Below are 19,452 nucleotides of genomic sequence, written 5' to 3'. Positions count from 1 at the left end.
TGCTCCGCATTGTGCTCCTCCTTTTGCTGCGGCGGGTTGCCGCGCGATATGTGTCATTACATCCCGGCTCTTCTCGCCCCAGTTGCTTGCGGGTGGCCGCAAGCCGTTCTTGGCCAAGTTCGTTCGATGCGCTGACGGCCGAACTTTCCCGGAGAGCTCCGGCCACATCCGGCGGAGAATCCTGCATCCGTGCCGGACGCAGGTCAGCAATCTCATCTGCCCCTATCATGGCACATAAATCGGACGACGAAACGATTGGCCGCTTACGCCTTGGACACCCGGCGTATTCTTCGCCGCAACATGCGGTGCCTGTGTTGAGCCCTGGTTCCGGCATCGGCCGGAGCACGCCAGTGCAGACAGGTACACGAAGGCAGCAGGGGCCGCTGACGGTGGTTGGATTCCCGCGAGCACGCCACCTATGTCATGGGAAAAGGATCCTCGCCTAGCGAAGCGGCCGAGGGTCCGCTGGCAAGATCGCCGTCGCCGTGATTTCAACGATGGCCTCCGGATCCACCAGTCCCGAGACCTCGATCAGCGTGGTCGCCGGATAATGGCTCCCCATCTCCTCGCGATGCATCGCACGGAGTTCCTTGAGCCGGGCCCGATAATGTTCCATGTCCAGCACATACCACGTCATCTGGGCGATATGCCCGGGATGGGCGCCGACTTCGGCGAGAAGGGTGCGGATATTGCGCAATGCCTGACGGGCTTGGGCGACGAGCCCGACCGTCGTCACCCGCCCGGTGTGGTCCGCGCCGGTCTACGCGCTCACGAAGACGAAGGTGCCCGTACCAATGACAGCGTGCGAGCAGCCGTCCGGGGACGGCCAGCCGGATGGCTGTACCGTCATCAGAGGAGCCTCCGCGGGCCTGAGTACCATGGTCATATCATTCTCCCAGCTCCGCACCGTGATGCGCCTCGCCGGCACAGGGCGGAGCGATATTGATCGGACATGGAAGACGGCGGCCAGCACCGCATTGGCCCGCTCCGGCCAGGCCACATTGGGCTGCGCGCCACCTCCCAGAGCTTGTGCCATCCCGGCTTCCCGGTTTGGTGAGATTACTGGAGGCCATCAGGCCGCTGCCGGACCCGGATCGTCGTCTTCGTCATCTGTATCCGACGACTCCGGCATCTGCTTTGGCGGGGCTGGATGCGGACGCGGAAAGAGCCGGACGATCTTCTCGTCCGGCCGTTCTGTCCCTGGGGATTCCAGCTCTTCAGGTGAGCATTCAAGGTTGGGCTGCATGGCGTTGTCTCCTGTCACTCGGATGAGGTCGGACTCTCGGCTGGAAATCCAGAATTGACGTTGAGTGCGGTCATCTTTTCTGCGGAGCCGCGAAATGGCCCGCCGCCGGAGTGAACCGGACATGGATGTGTACGCTGGGGTGAAAGCAATGATGTAATCGAGCATGCTATGGCGCCGAACGCGCCTGCACACGACCTCGCGAGATATCCATGGGCTCCGATATTGCGCAGTGCCCCGAGCTCGGGGCGGGTTAGCGCGTTGAGCTCGGGGCTACTTGCCCACGATGAGATTACCCGACCGGTGCAGGCCGCGATCAATTTGTGCGGAGCTCAACATTATTCCTCGATCGTCGAGTACATTGACAGATTTGTCAAATTCTTGTCCGTGCGGCGCAGGATCCGATGGCCTGTCGTCGTTGCCGGCCTCTCCGCGCCAAGCGTCGCTCGTCAGCACGGCATGGAGGGCCTCCGCACCATCAGCCGAGTGGAGTCTTGCAGTGACCTCCCGGTCGCGCAGCCGCCGTGCCGCGCATGCGAGAGCCCGGAGGAGAGTCGCTTCGTCGCCATCAACACTCAAGATCAGCAGTGCGAGGTCGACGGGTCGATCGTCAGGCGCATCGAGGTCCAATGCGGGACTGAGGCGCGCGAATACACCCATCGGTCGTTCCAGGCCCACGATCATGGCGTGCGGAAGCGCGACACCGCGACCGAAGGCAAAGGAGGAAGACTGCCTACGGAAGAAGACCGCCTCCTGAGCAGCGGCTTGATCCATGGGAGCATCCAGAGCCGCAATGCGCGTCATCTCACCGACGACCTGCCAGAGATCCCTGGCTCGCAGGTCCGGGATCACGCGCGCAGGCGCAATCAGAGACTCTATGGTGATCGGTATCATCGGCAATGCCGGCCGGTTTCGGGCCGCCTCACATTTCGGTGGAGCAGGGTATGGAGTGGTGCCCGGGCGAACGCGGTTGCCCCGCGTCGCCACGGGCCCACCCACCTGCGTGAAGACAACCTGCGCGAAGTTGCTCTTTCCGGAGGATCAAGAGTGAATTCATGGTGCGCTTAATGTCGGCCCTGGGAGCGACAAGTTCAAGCTTGCGTGGCTCGCGGCCGGCGCATTGCGCTGAAAGTCTATCCTCTCCCTACAACACTGTATTCACGTGCAGGCAGGATGCGCATCGTCGTGCATGGGACGCCTGAATGGCAACGGAGGGCCCGACGCATGCCTGAAAGCAGGAGCGCTCATCAGACCGGGCACGCCATCGTTGAAGAAAGCAATAGGATCACCGTCGTTCATCGAGAGCTATAAGAGCGCTCGACGGAGATAAGCTCCGACAGCGGGCTTCCTGTAGGTCGAGCCCATCTGCATCGGCCAGCTTGCCGAATCATTGAGCCGCAAAAGCATAGGGCAGCAAACCGCCTGCTCAACTTGACAAAGAACTGTTTAGACCTATGTTGAAGAAGCTATGTTCAGGCCCTTGCGAAAAATACGCCTGACCGCTCGCGCCGCCTGTCTCCAAGCAGGTGTGTAATCCCGGGCGCAGGACAGTCGTCCAGCGACCCGGGGGCCTCAGACAAATCATCCCAACTCTACTTTTGTAACCGAATTCTTTCGGCGCGAGTCCAAAGTCGTTTAGGCTGGTCTGGTGATGATGCCTACTCTGTTGACGATGACATGCGTGCGTGTCGCAATCTTCCTCCAACCTCGACGACTGAGTGTGCCTGCCTCGCCGGAAGCGCTCTGCCGGAAAGCTCTTCCGCGAGATTCCGACAGGAAGCCCGTCCGGACACCAACGTAGTCGGAGAACGTTGCGAAGATGCATCAGGCCGTCCTGTCCGGAAATGGGCTTGCCGTACGGGCCCGCTGGCCAGCCCGATCTCTTACAAACCGGAACCAGGAGCGCAATGATGATCAAAATGCAGGTCCCCGCTCGGGTGCGAGCGATGCTCGCATCGATGCTCCTCTTCACGGGAATAAGCGTGAGCCTCGGCACGCTCGCGGGGCTGATGCTCGACGATGGAAGAGTGTGGACGCTCTACTGTGTCGCTGTAACGGCGCTCGCCTTCTGGATGTCCCGTGAACTCTACCGGACTCGGATGAGCGTGCCCGCTGGCAGGACAACGCAATAAGAGTCTAGCCTGAGACGATGCGAGGACAGTCCGATCAGCCCGACCGGTTCGTGCCGCACCCCGAGATCGAGAGCTTGGTAAGGAGCCGATATGAGCGCCTTCGATCGGACTATATATTCGACGACCTGAGGCGACGCGCCGCGTTCAGCAGACAGGACGCAGGACTGTTGGCAAAGTGGATTAGGGCCGCTCACGGGCCATCTCCGAAAGGGCACGTGCGAGGGGCTCATCACAAAATCAAAGTGTGTCAATCCTCTCAGGAATATGGAACGTATGAGCGTCAACGTTGAGCCAACCAGCTCCGCTGGAGCGGCACGACTCCGAAGCATCAGTCAGATAGCATCAGACTGCCAAATAGGCGTTTCTGAGTTCTCGACTGTCCACCACTTCCCGCAGCTCGCCAAGGAAGACGAACCTGCCGTTGTCCAGACTCGTGTAGGTATTAGCAATTCGCAGCGCCGCAACTGCATTCTGTTTTACCTCGATAATGGTCGTCCAACGTTTTTGAGTTCGAATCCCTCTTGGCCACGAGTGGGCGCTCACGATCGTGCTCCGTTGTTCGGAGGAGCACGGTCGTGACGAGCGACCTGCAGCACGTCGATGCCGAGCTCCCTCTTGACGGAGCGGTGGCCGCCGGCCGGGTCGGCGCGGCATCGGCCCGCGTGATCGTTTCCTCGATTTACAAGGGGGAGCAGCTCCGGCTCGATGAGGTGCCCGCCCTTGTCCAGGAGACGGGTCAGATCATTACTCACAGCCGTGAGCTCGAGCAGAAGGCGCAGGAGCTCCAGGCAACGGCTGAGGAGTTTCGGATTGCCAATGAACGGCTCAAAGAGCTCAATCGCCTCAGGGACGATCTCCTCACTACCGTTAGCAACGAGTTTCGAACGCCGTTGGCGTCGATCCGCTCCATCTCGGAAATTCTCATCGAGGATACGCGCCTGGACCGCGGGCCGGACCGACCACTCCCCTGCGGTCATCGCCAGCGAAAGTCAGTGCCTCGCCCGTCTTCTGGACAGCATTCTCGATTTGGCACGGCTAGAGCGGAGTGGCGCATGGAGGATGTCGACCCTGCTGGCGCCCTCAACGTCGCCCTCACGAGCACGCTGCCGCTGTTCCGCAAGATGGGCGTGCAATTGGAGCCGCGAGTCGAGCCATGCGCAGAGTGCCTTTGGGCGGACCGGGACCGGCTGGTCCAGGTCTTTCTCGATCTCCCCTCGAATGCCCTCAAGTTCAGCGACCCGGAGCACGGTGCCGTGACGGTCGTCGGCCGGTCGGGCATCGAAGGCAGCTTCGCATCCGTCAGCGATAACGGCCGCGGAGTCGCCCTCGAGAACCATGCCTTGATCTTCGAGCGCTTTGCCAACGGGGTGATGCCGCAAAGCGTGAGTTGCCGGGAAGCGGGCGCGGGCTCGCCATAGCGCGCCACATCATCGGTCATCCTAGCGGCAAGATCTGCCTGCAGTCGCCACTCGGCGAGGGAGCGACCTTCCGAATCTTCCTCCCGAACCGAAGGTCGCACGAGACCGAAACCGTGGGTCCGTGACGGGCGTCGGGAGTTCCGACTGAAGGTGGGACCAATCCACGCCCCTATCTCGCCACCATGGCGATTACCTGGGGGCCGGACCGGTGCCCAAAGCACGTTGACATAAGTAAGAAGTTGCTTACAAAATGGTCGCGAAACCTTTGGAGACGCATCATGGCGAGCATCTCCATGCTCAGTCGTGCGGCCAACGACACTCCGAAACGGGACGGGCTGGAGCGCTACGCTCCGGGTCCCACGGCGCCCTTTTTCCTCGACGATCACCTAGACCCGGATTGAACGCAGCTGTGCGCGTCAACGGTAATGGGAATGGACCCGTAGGGAGGAAAGAATGACGGACGCGCTACGCCTCACCGGTCATGACGCGGTGCCGCGGCTGGAACTCCGCGGCATCTGCAAGAGATACCCGTCGGTCGTGGCGAATGACGGCATCGACCTGAAGGTCGGACGCGGAGAGCTCCATGCCATTCTCGGCGAGAATGGCGCCGGCAAGAGCACGTTGATGAAGATCATCTACGGGCTCGTAAAGCCGGACCAGGGCGACATCCTCTGGGAGGGAGAGCGCGTCACCTTTGCCAGTCCGGCACATGCCAGGCGCCTGGGCATCGGCATGGTGTTCCAGCACTTCTCGCTCTTCGAAACCTTGACCGTTGCGCAGAACATCGCCCTCGGCATGGCAGGAAAGCCGGATCTCGGATCGCTTTCGACCCAGATCGCTGCCGTATCCGAGCGCTATGGCCTTCCTGTCGACCCGGGCCGGCTGGTGCACACCATGTCGGTCGGCGAGCGGCAGCGTGTCGAGATCGTGCGCGCCCTCCTTCTCAACCCGCATCTCTTGATCATGGACGAACCGACGTCGGTTCTCACGCCGCAAGCGGTCGAGAAGCTGTTCGAGACTCTGCGCCGGCTTTCTGCGGATGGCTGTAGTATTCTGTACATCAGCCACAAGCTGCACGAGATCAAGGCGCTCTGTCAGCGCGCTACCGTCCTGCGCGCCGGCCGCGTAACGGGCAACTGCGATCCTCGACAGGAATCGCCGCGGAGCATGGCCCGGATGATGGTTGGTGCCGAGCTCCCCGTCTGCCGCCCGTCTGCCATCGCCGCAGGGACGGAAAGCAGGCTCGTCGTCAGGGATTTGAATCTCGAAGCCGACTCGCCCTTCGGAACGTCACTGGAGAACATCAGTCTTGTCCTCAGTGCCGGCGAGATCCTCGGCATAGCCGGCATATCCGGCAACGGGCAGAAGGAACTCCTGACCGCAATCTCGGGCGAGAAGCCACTGGACGACAACGATGCGATCCAGCTTCTGGGCGCACCGGTCGGACGCTCCGGCTCGCTGACGCGCCGACACCGTGGCTTGTGTTTCGTGCCCGAGGAGCGCCTCGGACGCGGCGCGGTCCCATCGCTCAGCCTCGCGGAGAATGCGGTACTCACGGCGCACGACCGCGGCATGGTGAAAGCCGGGCTGCTTCGCTTTGCAGAAATTGAATCCTTCGCGCGGCGCTGCATCGACGGCTTCAAAGTGAAATGCGGCGGCTCCCAGTCCGAGGCGCGCAGCCTCTCGGGAGGCAATCTGCAGAAGTTCATCGTCGGCCGCGAGATCCTGCAAAGCCCGAAGGTGCTCGTCGTTTCGCAGCCCACCTGGGGCGTGGACGTTGGTGCCGCAGCCTTCATCAGGCAATCGCTTATCGACCTGCGTAACGCCGGCACGGCGGTGCTCGTCGTATCCGAGGAACTCGAAGAGCTGTTCGAGATCTGCGACCGCATAGCCGTGATGGCGAAAGGCCGCCTTTCTGCGGCGGTTCCGACCTCCGAAACGAACGTCATGGAAGTCGGCCTGCAGATGACTGGCCTGACCATGTGGTCTGGAAGCCGTCATGGTGAACCCCCTCGGGAGGTCTACGGTGCCACTGAAGCTTGAGCCGCGCGCCCAGCCATCGCGCATCATGCAGTACGGGTCGCCGCTGTTGGCCATCGCGCTCACCGCGGCCATGGGCATGGTCTTCTTCATCGCGATGGGCAAGGATCCCGTGGCGGCCTTCTATGCCTTCACGGTGCTTCCCGTCGCGGATCTTTACGGCTTCGGCGAGCTTCTTATCAAAGCATCGCCGCTGATCCTGATCGCTCTCGGGCTCGCGATTGGATTTCGCGCCAATGTCTGGAATATCGGAGCCGAGGGGCAACTCACCGTCGGCGCCATCTTCAGTGGCGCGGTGGCGCTCCGATACGGCCCCGACGGTGGAGTGTGGGTACTGCCGGCGATGATCGTGGCCGGTGCCATCGGCGGTGCGGCCTGGGCAGCTGTTCCGGCTTTTCTTCGCACCCGCTTCAACGCGAGCGAGATCCTGGTGAGCCTGATGCTCACCTATGTCGCACAGCTCTGGCTCAGCTATCTCGTCTACGGGCCCTGGCGCGATCCCAAGGGTTACAACTTCCCGCAATCCGAACCCCTTGCGGAAAGCGCGCTCTTTCCCGTGCTCCTGGATGGCACGCGCCTCAACGCGAGCATTCTGATCACTCTGGCGGCGGTGGCGGTGGCGTGGATCATCCTGAGCCGCAGCTTCGTCGGATATCAGCTGAAGGTAACGGGCCTTTCGGAAGCTGCGGCGCGTTATGCCGGCTTCAGTGCCCGTCGCGCAGTCTGGATCGGCATGCTCGCAGGCGGCATCACCGCAGGTGTCGCGGGCGTCGGCGAAGTTGCCGGGCCACTCGGCCAGTTATTTCCGACGGCCTCTCCGGGCTACGGCTTCGCGGCGATCATCGTGGCCTTCCTGGGAAGGCTCAACCCGATCGGAATCGTCCTTGCCGGTCTGCTGATGTCGCTCCTCTATCTGAGCGGAGAGGCGGCCCAGATGGCGCTCAACCTGCCCTCGGCCACCACGGGCGTCTTCCAGGGGATGCTGCTGTTCTTCCTGCTCGGGGCCGACGTTCTCATCAACTATCGAATCCGCGCCGTGCTGGGCACCGCACCGAGGAGGGCCGTGGCGTGATGGATGCACTACCCGCCATTTTGATCGCGACCCTGGTCGCCGGAACTCCGCTCGTCTACGCCGCCCTCGGAGAACTCGTCGTCGAGAAGTCGGGCGTTCTCAATCTCGGCGTCGAGGGGATGATGCTGACTGGCGCGATCGCAGCCTTCGCGACGGCCCATGCAACTGGTAATCTCTGGCTCGGCGTTGCGGTCGGCTGCGTGGCCGGCGCCGCGCTCGCCTTCGTCTTCGCCGTGCTGACGCTTGGCCTCAAGGCGAACCAGGTCGCCAGCGGTCTCGCCTTGGCGATCTTCGGAGCGGGTTTCAGTGCATTTCTCGGCAAGAGCTACGTCGGCGTCGCGCTCCCGCAGGAGGCATCCATCTTTACCGAGGTGATCGGTGCAATCCCACTCATCGGACCCTGGCTCGCGCAGTTGCATCCGCTCGTCTACCTATCGTGGCTCGTCTTCTTCGGTGTGTTCCGGTTCCTTTATGGGACGCAAGCCGGACTTGCCCTGCGCGCCATAGGAGAGTCTCCGGCCTCTGCTCATTCGCTCGGATACTCTGTAAACACTGTGCGCCTGCTGGCACTTCTGTTCGGGGGAGCGATGGCCGGCATCGCTGGCGCCTATTTGGCGCTCGTCTATACCTCGCTCTGGGTCGAAGGCCTGACGGCGGGACGCGGTTGGATTGCCCTCGCGCTCGTGGTGTTCGCGACCTGGAGGCCCGAACGCGTTCTGCTTGGGGCCTATCTGTTTGGTGGCGTGACGACGGCCCAGCTCTTCGCGCAGGGTGCAGGCGTGCCGGTGCCGCCCGAATTCATGTCATCGCTCCCCTACCTGGCGACGATCGTTGTTCTCGTCCTCATCTCGCGCAATCCGATGTTGCTGCAGCTCAATGCACCCGCCTCGCTCGGAAAGCCGTTCCATGGAGAAGCCTGAGTTTTCGAACTGCTGTCTTCACCCGACAGCCATTGCGCAGCCAGAGCAAAATGGTTCGCCTGCGCCGAACCGACCAAGGAGGAAACAATCATGAGTGATCTGACGAGGCGCTCCTTTCTCACTCGCTCCGCCCTAGCCGGCGCAGCGCTCGGCGTCGGCCCGGGGCAGCTCGCATGGGCACAGGACAAGGTCCTGAAGGTCGGAGTCGTGCATCAGGGGCCCATTGCGGATACCGGCTGGGAGGCCTTCCACGCGCGTGCATGGCGCGCCATGGAGGCCGAGTTCGGTGGCCGAGTGAAGGCGACGGTGCTCGACAACGTTCAGCAGGCGCAGGATGCCGAACGGGTCTTCCGGCAGCTTGCATCGCAGGGGCATCAACTGGTGATCGGGACGACCTTCTCCCAGTATGCAACGCTGCGCAAACTTGCCCCAAGCCTCGGCAAGACCAGCTTCGAATGCTGCGCGGGAATAGATACCCTCAAGAATCTCGGCGTATTCGAGGCGCGCTCCTATGAAGGCACGTATCTGACGGGCATTGCGGCCGGCAAGATGACGAAAAGTAACGTGCTCGGCTGGGTCGGCGCGTTCCCAGTACCCCAGGTGATTTACAACCTGAACGGCTTCTTCCTCGGCGCCCGCAGCGTCAATCCGGACGTCGTCTGCAAGGTCGTCTGGGCCAATGCCTGGAGCGATCCCGCAAAGGAGAAAGATGCCGTCAACGCGCTCGTCTCGCAGGGCGCCGACATCATCTCCGGCAGCCCGAATACGCCGGTGCAGGGTTTGGCGGCCGAGGAGAAGGGTGTCTGGGCGATCGGCAGCACGGGCGACTTCTCGCAATACGTCAAGAACAAGCAGTTGACCTCGTTCGAGCTTGACTGGAGCCCGGCCTATATCGAGGCGGCACGCGCAGTCCTCGATGGAAACTGGAAGGCCGAGTCGCGCTGGCGCGGCTTGGGGCCGAATGGCTTCGTACGCATGACAACACAGAATGCGGCGCTGCCGGCTGATGTGCGTTCGCTGATGGCTGAAAAGGAAAAGGCGATTGCGGAGCGCAAATTCCATCCCTTCACGGGTCCGATCAAGGATCAGTCCGGCAAGACCCGCGTGGCAGCTGGGGCGTCCATTCCCGACGCCGAACTGCGAGGCATCGACTGGCTCGCGGAGGGCATCCAGGGCCAATTGCCACGCGCCTGACGCTCAACTCCCGCAGGAGCGCCGTACGTACGGCGCTCCTTTCATCTCGCGCCGGCCGCAGACCTATATACCGCGCCGGCTGCCTAAGCTCCGGATCCCATGCAGCCGCTAGACCTCGTCATCGACCGTGCCCGTCTCACTACCGGTGCAACGTGCTCGATCTGTATTGCCGCCGGCCACATCGTCGCCATGCCGGAGAACGGTGCCGATCTGCCGGCCGCTCGCGAGCGCATCGACATTGGCGGCGCGCTGGTGCTCCCCGGACTGATCGACGGGCACAATCACCTGGACACGACCTTTCTCGGGGACGTCTGGCGTCCGCACCAGCGCTGCACGGCAGGATTCGATTTGGGTGAGCGGCTGGCAATCCAGAAGGAGTGGCTCGCCCGAGGCGCTCCGCTCGAAAAGCGGGCTTCAGCCCTCATAGAGCGCGCCGTCAGTCGCGGCACGACGCATATCCGCACGCACGTCGAGGTTGATCCGGATTTCGGCCTCCGGCACTTGGAAGGCATCGTCGCCCTGCGAGAACGCTATTGCGACGCCGTCTCCATCCAGATCGTCGGCCTTGGGCGCGGGCTGATCGTCCGGCCCGGGACGCGCGAACTCCTCGACGAGGCGCTCACGCAGGGCGCCGACTTGGTCGGTGGTCTCGATCCCGCCGGTTTCGAGGGCGACATCGAAGGTCACCTCGACGTCGTTTTCGCTCTGGCCGAGCGCCACGCGACCGGAATCGACCTTCATCTGCACGATGGCGGCCACCTCGGACTCTTCACGCTCGACAGAATCGCCGAGCGCACACGTCTCGCAGGCCTCGGTGGACATGTGGCCGTGAGCCACGCCTACGCGCTCGGCGAGGTTTCGAACGACGCGATGCTCGAAACCGCCGAGCGGCTTGCGGCCGCCAACGTGGCGATCATGACCAATGCGCCTGGCGACCACCCGTTTCCCCCGATCGCTGCCTTGCGAGCGGCCGGCGTCACCGTCTTCGCAGGGAACGACGACATACGCGATTCCTGGTGGCCTTACGGCGATGGCGACATGCTCGAACGTGCAATGATGATCGGATATAGATCCGGCTTCTATACGGACGCGGAACTCGCCTGCGCCTTCGACATGATCACAGACGCCGCAGCCGGGGTGCTTCACATCCCGGACTACGGCATCGAGGTGGGCTCGGCCGCGGATCTCGCGATCGTAGATGCCCGTCACGCACAGGAAGCGATCGTGGCGCGGCCGATACGTCGCGCCGTCTACAAGGCCGGCCGTCTGGTCGCCCGTGAAGGAACGTTCCTGCCAGAAGCGGGGTCCGCACCGTCGGCCACTCTCCATCCAAACCTCGCAGGAGTCTGATTTGAGCACTACCGACATCGCCTTCCGGAATGCTCGGCTCACTAACGGGCGGACGGTAGAAATCGCCGTCTCTGACGGGCGTATCGCTGCGGTCTCGTCCGATGGATATGCAGGCTCGTCACCCAGTTCCGTGGTCGACCTCGGAGGCCGTCTCGTGCTCCCGGGCTTCGTCGATGGACATATCCATCTCGACAAGGGCTTCATCGGCGACGACTGGAGATCGCATCGGCCTTGTACGGCCGGCTTCGACGTTCGCGAACGAGTGGCTTTCGAAAAGGAGGCGCTCGCGGCTGCGAGGCCGGTGCCCGAGCGTGCTGCGGCCATGATCGAACTCTGTGTGTCGCGCGGAACGACTCACATGCGCAGCCATGTGGACATCGATCCGGATGTGCGCCTCCGCAACTTCGAAGCCGTTGCTGCCGTACGGGAGGCGCACCACGACAAGGTGTCGATCCAGATCGTTGCCTTCCCGCAGAGTGGCATTGTGACGGCTCCGGGCACCCGAGATCTTCTCGAGGACGCGCTACGGGATGGCGCGGATCTCATCGGAGGCCTCGATCCCGCAGGCTTCGACGGTGACGTCGAGGGTCATCTCGATACGGTGTTCGGGATTGCCGAGCGACACGGCGTCGGAGTTGACATCCATCTCCACGACCCGGATATGCTCGGTATCTTCGAACTCGGCGAGATTGCACGGCGGACAAAAACGCTGAGCCTTGCTGGGCGAGTGACGGTCAGTCACGCATACGCGCTGGGGCAAGTCTCGACGAGCATCGTGCGACGCACCGCAGACCTCCTGGCGGATGCGGGAGTCGCGATCATGACGAATGCGCCGGGGAACATGGCGTTCCCTCCAGTACTGCTCCTGCGCGAGGCCGGCGTCACCGTGTTCTCCGGTAACGACAATATCCGCGATTCCTGGTGGCCCTACGGTGACGGCGACATGCTCGAGCGAGCCATGATCGTGGGCTATCGATCAGGCTTCTACACGGACGAAGAACTTGCCGTTGCTTTCGACATGATCACGACGAGTGCGGCTCGTGCACTCGGGTTGGGCGAGTATGGGATCGTTCCAGGAGGCTGTGCCGATTTCGTTGTCGTCGACGCCTTGCATGCTCCGGAAGCCGTGGTCGCTCGGCCGAAACCGCGCGAAGTCTACAAGGCCGGCTGGCTCGTCGCCCAAAACGGTGTGACCATCGCTGGCACGCTCTCGTGAAACGACAAGACGGCCGCCCGAAAGCTCACTAACAAGTGGACGCGCAGTGCAATTGGCCCTGACTGCCAAAGCTCGCTGGTCGTCCGCGAAGGACTTTTCTGATGGTGGTTGCACGGCAGGCAGCATCCAGGAGCCACCTGTAATCGCCGCGGCCTGCCGTTCAGCATGCATGAAGAGCGAGAAGTCAGCGAGTTTGTGATTCGGACAGCGAGTTGGCGCACTGCATCTCGGCTGGTGGTCGGCTTGAGAATAGAAGGTGAGCGAACCGCCGGATTGTAATTCAGCCTATTGTTCTTGGTGCCGAGCGAGTAGGCATTTCAGTTCATTGGGCGCGAGGAGTGGTGCTCGCTATAGAGCGTCGGCGACCAGAAGCCGTGAGCCGGCGGCGTCTGATCCCTCGGACGGTCCCGGTGTTCCGTGACATGGGACATGCCGCCTTCCTCGATTCCCACTGTTTACGGTACGCCAGCACGGACCGTTTGGCCGACAGTAGCCTTGCTGGTCAGATGTCATGACCTCGCATGAGGAATACTCGCCTTGGGGTAAAGCCGGGAGCTTCATGGGGGATGTGGGACATCCACTTGGAGACATTTGTCAGGCGCGAACGCCAGGATCACTGCCTCCTGCCTCCCTCGCAATCCAACCGGCAGCATTGATGTGGTGGGACGTCAGTTGAGCGGCACTGCATGGCAAGACAATCGCATGGCTAAGCTTGCCGAACCAAATCCCCTTGCGACTTCGGCAAGCGGACTGGATCCAAACTGCCCCAAGCTAAGGGAAATCTGACCCACTCGGCTGCTGGGCAAACCGAGTTGGAGCGGTATCAAAGATCGGGTGTCTCAAACAGTCACGTCGCTGTCCTATTGGGTCAAGCAAGGCTTCACCGGCCCAATTAAAATCATGATGCGCAAATACTGCTTGCATGACGCCAATCTAAGTAGATCCTGGACTTGCTGCCAGGTCGACGTCTTCAACGGAGGATTGTCAATCATGACAGAGATATCCCGGCGGAGCGCGCTCGGCGCTGCTGCGGCCACAGCGGGAGGTTTACTTGCCGCGACGGCAATAAGAGACGACACGCAGGCGGCCGTCGGTACGGAGACATCATCGGAAGCGCATGATGATGAACTACCATCTTTCCGGTTCGCGCTCGGCGAGCAGAAGCCGATCGTGTACTCCGGAGGCCATTTCCGCGAGGCCTCGGTGCTCGAGTTTCCCGCTGCCGAAAACATCGCGGGGGTGCTGGTCAATCTGGCGCCCGGAGGAATACGGGAGTTGCACTGGCATGCCAATGCAACGGAATGGGCCTACGTCATCAGCGGCCGTTGCCAGGTCACTGTGGCCGATCCCGCAGGGCATTGCGAGATCGTGGATTTCGCAGCAGGTGACGTCTGGTATTTTCCACGCGGCCATGGCCACGCCATCCAGGCGTTTGGTTCAGACGAATGCCAATTCATCGAGGTCTTCGAGAACGGACATTTCTCTGGCTTTGCGACGTTCAGCAGCACGGATTGGTTTGCACACACGCCGCCGGAGGTGCTGGCGAAGAATTTCGGCGTGCCAGCCTCGGTATTTGCCGAGTTTCCAAAGCGCGAGGTCTTCATTGGAAAAGGTCCGGCGCCTGAGCCGCTGCCGAGTGATCCGCCCTTCGGTTCGCAGAATAGCGGACCTTTGACGCACCGCTATCGCTTGGAGGCACAGCAGCCGCAGACCTTTGCCGGGGGATCAGTGCGGCTCGCATCAATGAAGGAGTTTCCGCTTTCGACTAACATGACCGGAGCGACAATGCGAATTAAACCCGGCGGCCTGCGCGAGATGCATTGGCATCCGAACGCTGACGAGTGGCAATACTACCTCGCAGGCCGTGTACGGATGACAGTATTTGGAGCTAAGGGGCGAAGCCGCACGTTCGATTTTGGGCCGGGGGACGTTGGCTATGTGCCGCTCGGTTACGGCCACTACATTGAGAACGTCGGTGAGCAGGATGCTGAGGTCGTCCTTGTTTTCAACAGTGGCACCTATCAGGACATCTCAGCGAGCGGTTGGCTCGCTGGCAATCCGCCGGAATTGCTGGGAGCGAATTTCAGTGTGTCGCCCTCGGTGTTCGCGCAATTCCCGAAACAGAGCGTGTTCATCACTACAGGGAAGGGATAGACCAAGATGCCAGTGCGTTGTCAGTTTGATGAGCGAGTGACTCGGTAGCGGTGCGGGTCGGAACATGAAGCCGACCTGCCATTCTCGATGCACTTGCCATCACTTTGCGAGCAGGATGAGTGGGCTGCGGGGCACGAGCATGGCCGGGCCATTCCGTTTGCGGAAGCTCGCGAGCGCTGTCAGGGCCTATTCGATACACAGCCCCGCCAGCCCATGTCCCAGAAGTTGGCCTCGAGCCGGGTAGCTTCCGTGAAGATCGCGATCAACTCGGCCTCGCGGGCGGGCGTAGCATAGCGCTGGGCAAGGTCCTCCAGGTGCCTCCGCGCTGTCGCCGCGACCTCCTGGTACGGTGCTCCGGCGTATTCCGCGATCCAAACGCGATAGGGGTTCGTTGCGGCATACGCAGCGGGTCGTGCGGCGAGCTGGGCCGCGATCTCCGCATAGCCGATCACGCACGGGGCCAGCGCCACCTTGAGTGCCAGCAGATCACCGCGCATTCCTGCGTCGAGCACGTAGCGCGTATAGGCCAGCGTCTCGACCGCCGGAGGAGCTTGCTCCAGATCGCCGGGCGACAGACCCCAGCCGGCACAGAGCTTCACGTGCAGGTTCATCTCGACGTCGAGGATCGCCGAGAGGCCGGCCGCAGCTTCGCGCATGTCGGCGAGCGTGGGGGACTTGTAGACGGACAGGGCGTAGGCGCGCGCAAACTCGATGAGGAACAGGTAGTCCTGAATCAGGTAATGGCGAAAGGCCGCTTCATCGAGCGAACCATCTGCCATTCCGCTCGTGAAGGGATGTTCGGTGTAGGCCCGCCACTCCGCGGACGCCGCTGCCTTCAGACGCTCGAAGAAACTCATGATCTCCTGCCCGATTTGCTCCTCAGGGAGTGTCCTCGGCGACTGCACGCGACGGATGACGTGCGTCGCCCCGCCGATTGTGTCGGCGGACATCCGTGATGCTCGCCTCCGGCCGCCCCGTTTTGACCTTCAGGATGGTGATGAGCGCCTCTTCGGCGTCCACGCCGATGCGGTCCGTCGTTCCGTTCAGCTTCAGTGCCACGGTGAAGTGCACCGGCACGCCTCCGCGAGCCAATCCTTGGGGCCAAACGTTTGCGCGATGTCTATGGCGAGCCAGTGTTAGCATCTGAGCAGGGTCCTGCCCGCCGGCATTATACACCAGTCTACATCCGGGTCAGATTTCCAATGCAACCGCTCGATTGCCAACTGCAGTTCCAACTGCAACTTCGGCTGTGGGTCGACCTCAGCCTTGGAGCGCCTAAGCGAGAAGGCCCGCTCGCGTCGCGATTGCGGAAGTCCAGCCAACTTCAGCTCCGTGCTCGGAGCGGACTTCAAGATGAACGGCGACCGGCACGACGGCTCCAGCCGCGCTGGGGCCTCTTCGAACGGGCTCCTTATCCGATGACTTCCCTCATAGCTTGTTCCAACGCAGGCCGGCTTCGATTAGCGTGCGCCGCAATCAAGGCAGGTGGTCATGGACGTATCCAGAATTTTTGCGCGCATCGTGGCCATGATCGGAGGCGCGATGGTATTGCTACGGCGGGTGCAAGAAGGCACGCGCGCACCAGCATTCGGCACTACTCCCGTGATTCCCGCAGCAAGGCCGCAGGGCAGCTTACCGACGCTCAAGATGCCCACGGCGAGGGGTTGGACTGCCGGGCAGACGCCGGTCGCGGCTCCGGGACTCCAGGTCAACGCCTTCGCGACCAACCTCGAGCATCCCAGATGGATCGAGGTTCTGCCGAATGGCGACGTACTCGTCGCCGAGGCGCTAAGCGTGGCCAGCCCTGTCAGGTCGCTCTTCGACTATGCAGTACTCAGCACGATGAAACGCGCAGCTGCCGTGGGTGTCAGCCCGAACCGCATTACGCGGCTGCGCGACTCGGACGGCGACGGGGTGGCCGAAGTCAGGGAGGTGTTCCTGGATGGGCTGAATCAGCCCTTCGGCATGGCACTGGTGGGTGAGACGTTCTACGTCGGCAACACCGACGGGGTTGTCGCTTTTACCTGCGCCGCAGGCACGGGGCGCGTCACCGGGCCGGGTCGCAAGCTGGCCGAGTTCAAGCCCGGCGGGCATTGGACGCGCAGCCTGCTGACGAGCGCCGACGGCTCGAAGCTCTATGTGGGTGTGGGCTCGCTCAGCAACATCGGCGAACGCGGCATGGCCGCCGAGGAGGGCCGCGCGGCGATATACGAGATCGATCTCGCGAGCGGCGCGAACCGCATGTTCGCGACAGGTCTGCGCAATCCCGTTGGCCTCGCCTGGGAGCCCCACTCGGGGACACTTTGGACTGTTGTAAACGAGCGCGACGGCCTCGGCGATGAGACGCCTCCGGACTACCTGACCTCGGTACGCGATGGGGGTTTCTACGGCTGGCCTTACTCCTATTGGGGGCAGACGGTGGATGAGCGCGTGCCGCAGGATCCGGCCGCAGTCGCAAGGGCCCTGACACCTGACTATGCGCTAGGCGGGCATACCGCCTCGCTAGGCCTCTGTTGGCTGCCAGCTGGCACACTCCCTGGGTTCCCCGATGGAATGGTGATCGGCCAGCACGGCTCCTGGAACCGCAGCAAACTCAGCGGCTATAAGGTGATCTTCGTTCCGTTCGAAAGCGGCCGCCCGTCCGGCCCCCCGCGCGACATCTTGAGCGGATTCCTCGCGCCGGACGAGCGAGACGCCTATGGGCGACCCGTAGGGGTGGCAATCGGGCGGGATGGTGCTCTGCTGATAGCCGACGATGTGGGGAATGTAATCTGGCGCGTGACGGGGGCATAACGAGTCGCGGCGAACCCATCCCCCGTAGACGTTCCAGAGCAGAATTGGATGTCCAGTGAAATTCCGGAACGTGCCCTGAGTGGCCATTGGCTGTGGGCGATCTCGCCCGAGTTCTGAGCTCGATTCTCGATGAACTCTGTTCGGCTCCGGGGATCCCCGGCAGTTAGGGCTCACATCGCGGGACCCAGATCTCGATGTTGGTCGAAAGTCGTTCGGAGTCTCGGCCAGGGGCCCGGCTTGATTTCCGCTTCAATTCGAAGAGGCGGGAGCCGCAGGTTGGGCAGAGGTTGCTGGCAATAGAGCAGCCCTGAATCCACAGATGCTCTGGTGGGAAGCCCGACTCACACCGAAATTCGTACGACCGATTCGATGCTCTGGCGGCGATGCCGAGCGCTAGCTTCCCTACCCAAGGCTCGCTACCATTGCCGGCGCCAGCGAACGAGCTCTCGTGGTTCACGGCCGAATTCCGTCATTGCTGACGCAGCAATGATGATCCTCCCACCAACGGTTATCTTGTGGGATTTGATGCCGGCTGCTCGTCATACACGGCGAAGGCCGCCTCCACCGCCGCGCCGGCCTCGACGCGGAAGCTAGTTCTGCGAAGCGTTGCCTCCAGGGCTGAGAGGCAGATCAGCACATTCTGCTTGCGGCAGTTGTAGCCCATCGCGCCGATGCGCCAGATCCGCCCCCGCAGCGGCCCGAACGAGGAGCCGATCTCGATTCCGAAGTCGTTGAGCATGCCGGCTCGCACGGCCTCACCGTCCACCCCTTCGGGGATGTAGACGCCGGTCACGTTCGCCATTTTATGGTCCACATCTCCGAAGATGCGAAGTCCCATCGCCTCAAGCCCCGCCACCGTCGCGCGGCTCGCAACGGCATGCCTATCGACCACTTGGTCGAGACCTTCGCGCAGCACGATCCGGGCGCACTCCCGCGCCGCATAGAGCATCGAAGTCGCCTCGGTATGGTGATTGAGACGCTCTTCGCCCCAGTAATCCATGAGCATCCCGAGGTCGAAGTAGTTCGACTGGATCCGGGATCCTGCTCCAGGAGTGAAGCCGGCAGGACGAATGCCCTCCTCGACGTGCTTGCGCCGCAGAACCGCTCGTTCGACGCGCTCGTTGAAGGTGATCGGCGCCGACCCTGGCGGACCGGAAAGGCACTTCTGGAGCCCGGCCGTAGCCGCGTCGATCTTCCACGCGTCGACTCGAAAATCCATGCCGCCAAGGGTGGCGGTCGCATCCACGTAGAGGAGCGCGTCATAGCGGCGGCAAATGTCCCCGAGGGCCTCGAGGGGCTGTGCCATGGTCGTCGAGGTGTCTCCGTGCACGATCGCGACGAGCTTGGGACGATGCGCCCGGATCGCGTCCTCGATGGCGTCGGGAGAGAAGACCGTGCCCCATTCGGTCTCAATTGTATGCACCTCAGCACCGCAGCGGGCCGCGATCTCGTGGAGCAGGTGGCCGAAGCGCCCGAAGACTGGTATGAGCACCCGATCTCCTGGCTCGATCAGAGATACCAGCGCGGCTTCGATGCCCGCCCGCGCCGTGCCGTCCACGAGGAAAGCCCACCGGTTCTCCGTCTGGAACAGTCCCCGCAGCAGGCCCATGGTCTCGTTCATGTAGCCTGTGAACTGCGGGTCGAACTGGCCGAGCAGAGGCATCGACATCGCGCGCAGCACGCGCGGATCGGCGTTGATCGGACCCGGGCCCATGAGAAGGCGCGGGAGTGGGTTCAGATCCTCGGTGAGAAGCGCGTTGGTCGACATTGAGAGTTCTCGTTGATTGCCACTGCAGCATACCGCGGACGATGGATCAGATATTGTCGCCGGGCAGGTGCGGATCGGCAATTCCGGACGGATCCAAAGGCGTTGGAGATTGCCCCGCCTCCCCAAATAGGCGGCGAGGGAAATTCGTCAGG

At 62.5% G+C, this 19,452-nt stretch carries 18 protein-coding genes and 1 pseudogene; 11 read left to right on the top strand and 8 right to left on the bottom strand.

Annotation, left to right across the window (positions count from 1 at the left end; translation table 11 throughout):
* Window positions 1–442 precede the first annotated feature (442 nt).
* The 4 genes and pseudogenes from BN1233_RS36050 to BN1233_RS36045 form a co-directional block, all read right to left on the bottom strand.
* Window positions 443–742 (bottom strand): annotated as a pseudogene (locus BN1233_RS36050) (RidA family protein); the annotation flags it as partial.
* An 18-nt stretch (window positions 743–760) separates the two neighbouring features.
* Window positions 761–1,036 (bottom strand): hypothetical protein, encoded by a 276-nt coding sequence (locus tag BN1233_RS50225; RefSeq protein ID WP_244470635.1) that lies wholly within the window; start codon window positions 1,034–1,036, stop codon window positions 761–763.
* 36 nt (window positions 1,037–1,072) lie between these two features.
* Window positions 1,073–1,411, bottom strand: a complete 339-nt coding sequence (locus BN1233_RS47765) for a hypothetical protein (RefSeq protein ID WP_147707735.1) — start codon at window positions 1,409–1,411, stop codon at window positions 1,073–1,075.
* Window positions 1,412–1,516: 105 nt separating this feature from the next.
* Entirely contained in the window at window positions 1,517–2,137 is a 621-nt protein-coding gene (locus BN1233_RS36045) for a PTS sugar transporter subunit IIA (protein ID WP_052764087.1), read from the bottom strand.
* Window positions 2,138–3,150: 1,013 nt separating this feature from the next.
* Here BN1233_RS36045 and BN1233_RS36040 point away from each other — a divergent pair.
* Window positions 3,151–3,375, top strand: coding sequence for a hypothetical protein (locus BN1233_RS36040; RefSeq protein ID WP_147707734.1), 225 nt, complete (start codon window positions 3,151–3,153; stop codon window positions 3,373–3,375).
* A 342-nt stretch (window positions 3,376–3,717) separates the two neighbouring features.
* Here the strand turns inward: BN1233_RS36040 and BN1233_RS47760 are convergent, their stop codons facing one another.
* On the bottom strand, window positions 3,718–3,918 hold the full coding sequence (locus BN1233_RS47760) for a hypothetical protein (protein WP_147707733.1): 201 nt from the start codon (window positions 3,916–3,918) through the stop codon (window positions 3,718–3,720).
* Between the two features lie 32 nt (window positions 3,919–3,950).
* Here BN1233_RS47760 and BN1233_RS36035 point away from each other — a divergent pair, with 32 nt between their 5' ends.
* The 9 genes from BN1233_RS36035 (at window position 3,951) to BN1233_RS36000 (ending at window position 14,739) form a co-directional block, all read left to right on the top strand.
* Complete coding sequence (locus tag BN1233_RS36035; RefSeq protein ID WP_046868488.1) at window positions 3,951–4,793, top strand: sensor histidine kinase; 843 nt, start codon at window positions 3,951–3,953, stop codon at window positions 4,791–4,793.
* Window positions 4,794–5,071: 278 nt separating this feature from the next.
* Window positions 5,072–5,194, top strand: a complete 123-nt coding sequence (locus tag BN1233_RS50715; protein WP_280139382.1) for a hypothetical protein — start codon at window positions 5,072–5,074, stop codon at window positions 5,192–5,194.
* 52 nt (window positions 5,195–5,246) lie between these two features.
* A complete protein-coding gene (locus tag BN1233_RS36030; protein WP_046868487.1) occupies window positions 5,247–6,836 on the top strand; it encodes an ABC transporter ATP-binding protein in 1,590 nt (529 codons plus the stop codon).
* Window positions 6,820–7,905: an ABC transporter permease gene (locus tag BN1233_RS36025; RefSeq protein ID WP_082145858.1), complete on the top strand. Its 1,086-nt coding sequence runs from the start codon at window positions 6,820–6,822 to the stop codon at window positions 7,903–7,905. Before BN1233_RS36030 ends, BN1233_RS36025 begins: the two co-directional genes overlap by 17 nt.
* Complete coding sequence (locus tag BN1233_RS36020) at window positions 7,905–8,825, top strand: ABC transporter permease (RefSeq protein ID WP_046868485.1); 921 nt, start codon at window positions 7,905–7,907, stop codon at window positions 8,823–8,825. The genes BN1233_RS36025 and BN1233_RS36020 overlap by 1 nt, the downstream gene beginning before the upstream one ends.
* Window positions 8,826–8,915: 90 nt before the next feature.
* Window positions 8,916–10,019, top strand: a complete 1,104-nt coding sequence (locus tag BN1233_RS36015) for a BMP family ABC transporter substrate-binding protein (RefSeq protein WP_046868484.1) — start codon at window positions 8,916–8,918, stop codon at window positions 10,017–10,019.
* Window positions 10,020–10,118: 99 nt separating this feature from the next.
* Window positions 10,119–11,369, top strand: a complete 1,251-nt coding sequence (locus tag BN1233_RS36010; RefSeq protein WP_046868483.1) for an amidohydrolase family protein — start codon at window positions 10,119–10,121, stop codon at window positions 11,367–11,369.
* A 1-nt stretch (window position 11,370) separates the two neighbouring features.
* On the top strand, window positions 11,371–12,585 hold the full coding sequence (locus BN1233_RS36005; RefSeq protein WP_046868482.1) for an amidohydrolase family protein: 1,215 nt from the start codon (window positions 11,371–11,373) through the stop codon (window positions 12,583–12,585).
* A gap of 834 nt (window positions 12,586–13,419) precedes the next feature.
* Window positions 13,420–14,739, top strand: coding sequence for a cupin domain-containing protein (locus tag BN1233_RS36000; RefSeq protein WP_197094515.1), 1,320 nt, complete (start codon window positions 13,420–13,422; stop codon window positions 14,737–14,739).
* Window positions 14,740–14,918: 179 nt separating this feature from the next.
* Here the strand turns inward: BN1233_RS36000 and tenA are convergent, their stop codons facing one another.
* Both tenA and BN1233_RS35990 read right to left on the bottom strand, forming a co-directional pair.
* Window positions 14,919–15,596: a thiaminase II gene (gene tenA / locus BN1233_RS35995; protein ID WP_046868481.1), complete on the bottom strand. Its 678-nt coding sequence runs from the start codon at window positions 15,594–15,596 to the stop codon at window positions 14,919–14,921.
* A 22-nt stretch (window positions 15,597–15,618) separates the two neighbouring features.
* Complete coding sequence (locus BN1233_RS35990) at window positions 15,619–15,810, bottom strand: hypothetical protein (RefSeq protein WP_046868480.1); 192 nt, start codon at window positions 15,808–15,810, stop codon at window positions 15,619–15,621.
* A 420-nt stretch (window positions 15,811–16,230) separates the two neighbouring features.
* On the opposite strand from BN1233_RS35990, the gene BN1233_RS35985 reads away from it, so the two are divergent.
* On the top strand, window positions 16,231–17,532 hold the full coding sequence (locus tag BN1233_RS35985; RefSeq protein ID WP_046868479.1) for a PQQ-dependent sugar dehydrogenase: 1,302 nt from the start codon (window positions 16,231–16,233) through the stop codon (window positions 17,530–17,532).
* Window positions 17,533–18,040: 508 nt separating this feature from the next.
* Here BN1233_RS35985 and BN1233_RS35980 read toward each other — a convergent pair.
* Complete coding sequence (locus BN1233_RS35980) at window positions 18,041–19,300, bottom strand: pyridoxal-phosphate-dependent aminotransferase family protein (protein ID WP_046868478.1); 1,260 nt, start codon at window positions 19,298–19,300, stop codon at window positions 18,041–18,043.
* Window positions 19,301–19,452 lie beyond the last annotated feature (152 nt).

Origin of the sequence: Microvirga massiliensis, from assembly GCF_001006805.1 — a bacterium.
Lineage (GTDB): Bacteria > Pseudomonadota > Alphaproteobacteria > Rhizobiales > Beijerinckiaceae > Microvirga > Microvirga massiliensis.
This window is presented reverse-complemented; position numbering and strand designations above follow the sequence as displayed.